Annotated in this window: 3 protein-coding genes; all 3 read left to right on the forward strand. The window is 46.6% G+C overall.

Annotated elements, in window-relative coordinates:
- Positions 1-181: 181 nt before the first annotated feature.
- The 3 genes from ACLFWI_RS28265 (at position 182) to ACLFWI_RS28275 (ending at position 3421) form a co-directional block, all read left to right on the forward strand.
- The gene (locus ACLFWI_RS28265; RefSeq protein WP_446415695.1) at positions 182-475 is read left to right on the forward strand and encodes a nucleotidyltransferase family protein; all 294 of its coding nucleotides are present in this window, start codon (positions 182-184) and stop codon (positions 473-475) included.
- On the forward strand, positions 472-648 hold the full coding sequence (locus ACLFWI_RS28270; RefSeq protein WP_446415696.1) for a HepT-like ribonuclease domain-containing protein: 177 nt from the start codon (positions 472-474) through the stop codon (positions 646-648). Before ACLFWI_RS28265 ends, ACLFWI_RS28270 begins: the two co-directional genes overlap by 4 nt.
- 190 nt (positions 649-838) lie before the next feature.
- A complete protein-coding gene (locus ACLFWI_RS28275) occupies positions 839-3421 on the forward strand; it encodes a M1 family aminopeptidase (RefSeq protein WP_446415697.1) in 2583 nt (860 codons plus the stop codon).
- Positions 3422-3767: the final 346 nt, after the last annotated feature.

Below are 3767 nucleotides of genomic sequence, written 5' to 3' on the forward strand. Positions count from 1 at the left end.
GAACGTATTAACCCATCATTTATGTAGAGACGTTGCATGCAACGTCTCTACAATGATGCCGAACGTCCTAATCGATGTGTCTATTGCTATATTTTCGCCCAGAACACCCACTATTCAAGTTCTCATCTAGATTGGTGTAAGCTAGATTAACACCGTACTGACTCAAGGTAAGATTGGGGTGATGAAAACTCTAGAGGAAATTAAGCAATGGCTTGGGCAAAATAAGTCATTGTTACAGGAACGTTATCAGGTTAGGGAAATCGGTATTTTTGGTTCCTACGTGAGAAAAGAACAGACTGAAACCAGCGATGTTGATGTGCTGGTGGAGTTTTCCCAGACACCTAGTTTGTTAAAGTTCATCAATTTAGAGAATTATCTTACTGACAACCTAGGAGTTAAGGTTGATCTGGTGCATAAGGGTGGCTTGAAGCCTCGAATTGGAGAGCGGGTTTTGGCGGAGGTTGTTTACCTGTGACCAAACGGCAAGTGGAGGACTATTTACAGGATATTTTAGATGCTGTTGCTGCTATTGAACAGTTTACCGCAGGTATTGAGTTTGAAGCTTTCTCACAAAATTTGGAGAAGGTTTTTGCGGTTTCAAGAGCGATGGAAATTATTGGTGAAGCGGTGAAGCGAGTAATTCATTAAATAGTTATTGTCCTGATGGAAACACCGCCTAACCCACCCTACATAGAATATTTTTTTTGAGCCGTGATTGCTTAAAATTAAGAGAGTTTCCCGTTAAAACCCTGGATTCCCATTGACTGGGAGTCGGGGAGACAAGCTAACCTGGAAGGAAGAGATACTTGTAGTTGTTCTGTTAACGTTTGACACATTCATGGCACAGTCTTATTTTGATTCGGATCAAAACGGTCACAAGTCCTTTGAATTACCCGGTGCTAGACCCCACTACAACCCCGATCGCCCGGGACAAGTTAATCATATTTTCCTGGATTTGGTCTTGGATATCCCCAAACAGCGCTTAGAGGGGACTTGCACTATTACCCTAACGCCAGTGCGTGATGATATCCGTCAGTTTGTCCTGGATGCAGTGAACCTGACGATTGAATCGGTGCAGATTAACGGTGAATCCCAACCATTTGACTGTGACGGGGAACAACTACAGATCCAACTTCGCCACCCGATTGAGGCGGGGAAAGAGGTAAAAATAGCGATCGCGTACCATGTTGAACATCCGCAACGGGGTATCTATTTCGTTACTCCTACCCCAGATTACCCCAACAAACCCACCCAGGTTTGGACACAGGGAGAAGATGAAGACTCCCGCTTCTGGTTCCCCTGTTTCGATTATCCGGGTCAATTGGCGAGTTCGGAACTGCGCGTCACGGTTCCTAAACCTTTGATCGCGATATCTAACGGGGAACTGATCGGAACTCAAGAAGAGGGCGATCGCACAACTTATCATTGGTTACAAAACCACGTTCATCCTACCTATTTAATGACCCTGGCGGTAGGTGACTTTGCCGAAATTCGCGATGAATGGCAAGGAAAACCTGTTACCTATTATGTAGAAAAAGGGCGGGAAGAGGATGCGCGGCGCAGTATGGGAAAAACGCCAAAAATGATGGAATTCTTTAGTCATGTCTTTGGCTATCCCTATCCCTATCCCAAATACGCCCAAGTCTGTGTTGATGACTTTATCTTTGGTGGGATGGAAAACACCTCCACCACCCTACTTACCGATCGCTGCTTACTCGATGAACGGGCGGCGCTTGATAGTATGCGTACCGAAAGCTTAGTCGCCCACGAATTAGCACATCAATGGTTTGGTGACTTGGTGGTGATCAAGCATTGGTCCCATGCTTGGATTAAGGAAGGAATGGCGTCTTATACGGAAGTATTGTGGACTGAACAAGAGTATGGTCAAGATGATGCGGCGTATTACCTACTTAATGAAGCCCGCAGCTACATACACGAAGACACCTCCCGCTATCGCCGTCCCATTGTTACCCATATTTACCGAGAAGCGATTGAACTCTATGACCGCCACCTTTATGAAAAAGGGGCTTGTGTTTATCATATAATTCGAGCAGAATTGGGAGATGAGTTATTCTGGAAGACGATTCAAACCTTTGTTCAAGATAATGCTCATAATACAGTAGAAACGGTTGACCTATTACGGGCAATTGAAAAAGCTACGGGTCGAAATCTCCTCTTTCTGTTCGATCAATATGTCTTCCGAGGGGGTCATCCCGACTATAAAGTTAGCTACACCTGGGATGGGGATAGCCAGTTGGCGAAAGTGACAGTTAGTCAAACCCATGCAAAAGAGAGTCAAAATGGTAGTAAAAATGAGCTATTTGACCTAAAAATTCCTATCGCCTTTGGTTACACTGATGCTGATTCCCCACTCAAAACCTTTAAGGTTCGCATCCATGAACGGGAACAGAGTTTCTATTTCCCCTTGGAGAAAAAGCCCCAGTTTATTAGTTTTGATGCAGGGAACAATTACTTAAAAACGGTGACGCTGGAGTATCCGTTAGCCGAACTGAAAGCCCAGCTAAAGCATGACCCTGACCCCGTTTCTCGGATTTACGCCGCCCAAGCGTTAGTGAAGAAGGGGGGGTTAGAAGTCGTTCAAGCGTTAGCAGAAGCCTTGACGGATGATCCCTTCTGGGGGGTGCGCGTCGAAGTCGCCAAACAATTGGCAAAAGTCAAACTGGATCAAGCCTCTGTTGCGTTAGTCGCTGGATTGCAGGATAAAGATGCGCGGGTGCGGCGATCGGTTGTCGAAGCCTTGAGTCAGGTGAAAACGGTAGAAAGCTATGCAGCATTAAACCATCTGTTAGAGGTGGGAGATGCGAGTTATTACGTGGAAGCGTCTGCGGCGAAAGTGCTGGGTAAACTGGCGTCTGGGAGTATGAAAGATAAAGCAGATGAAGTGCTGCAACTTTTGACAAAGATTCTCAATGAACGTGCGGGTTGGAATGAAGTTGTGCGTTCGGGTGCGATCGCGGGATTGAGTCAGATGAAGTCTTCACCCCAGGCGTTAGATGTAATTATGGAGTACACAAAACCGGGTACTCCTCAACCCTTGCGACTAGCGTCAATTCGGGCTTTAGGTACGATTTCCACAGGTCAAACCCCGAATAAGCTAGAGGAGATATTAGAGGCGTTAGAGGAGTTATCTGGGGAATCGTTCTTCCTGACTCAAGTCGCGGTAGTTTCCGCCTTAGCCCAAATGGAAACCGTTAAGGCGATTGGGGTTTTGCGATCGCTATGTGATCAAACACCGGATGGGCGTGTACGTCGGCGGGCGGAAGAAGCAATCCAAACGGTGCAGAATCAGGTAGGTTCAGACAAAGCGATTAAACAGCTTCGCGAAGAACTCGATCAGATTAAGCAAGAAAATCAGGCACTTAAAAGCCGCCTAGAAAGCCTAGAAGCGAAGTCGTCTTAATTTGTCAACGGTAGGGGCGCACCGACGTGCGCCCTCTTATCTTATCGCTGCATCGGGATAATTGAATACTGAAAATCCCCTGACTGATACCAATTTGCCGTCTAAGGTAGAATCTGTCATGCTGAGCAGAATGCAGTGAAACGGAATGACGCGAAGCATCTGTCCAGATTCCGACGCTCGTTCCTCGCTATCGCTGCGCGTCACGCTACCGCTTCGCTACCGCTATAGCTGCGCTTCACGCTTCGCTCTCCAATGACATGATAGAACGCAACTTGGTATGAGATGATAACTGGGATGGATTTATCTTGGCGCGTTGGCGGAGCCTGTTCCGAAGAGAACGTATCGC

It is taken from the genome of Coleofasciculus sp. (genome assembly GCF_046539235.1).
Lineage (GTDB): Bacteria > Cyanobacteriota > Cyanobacteriia > Cyanobacteriales > Coleofasciculaceae > Coleofasciculus.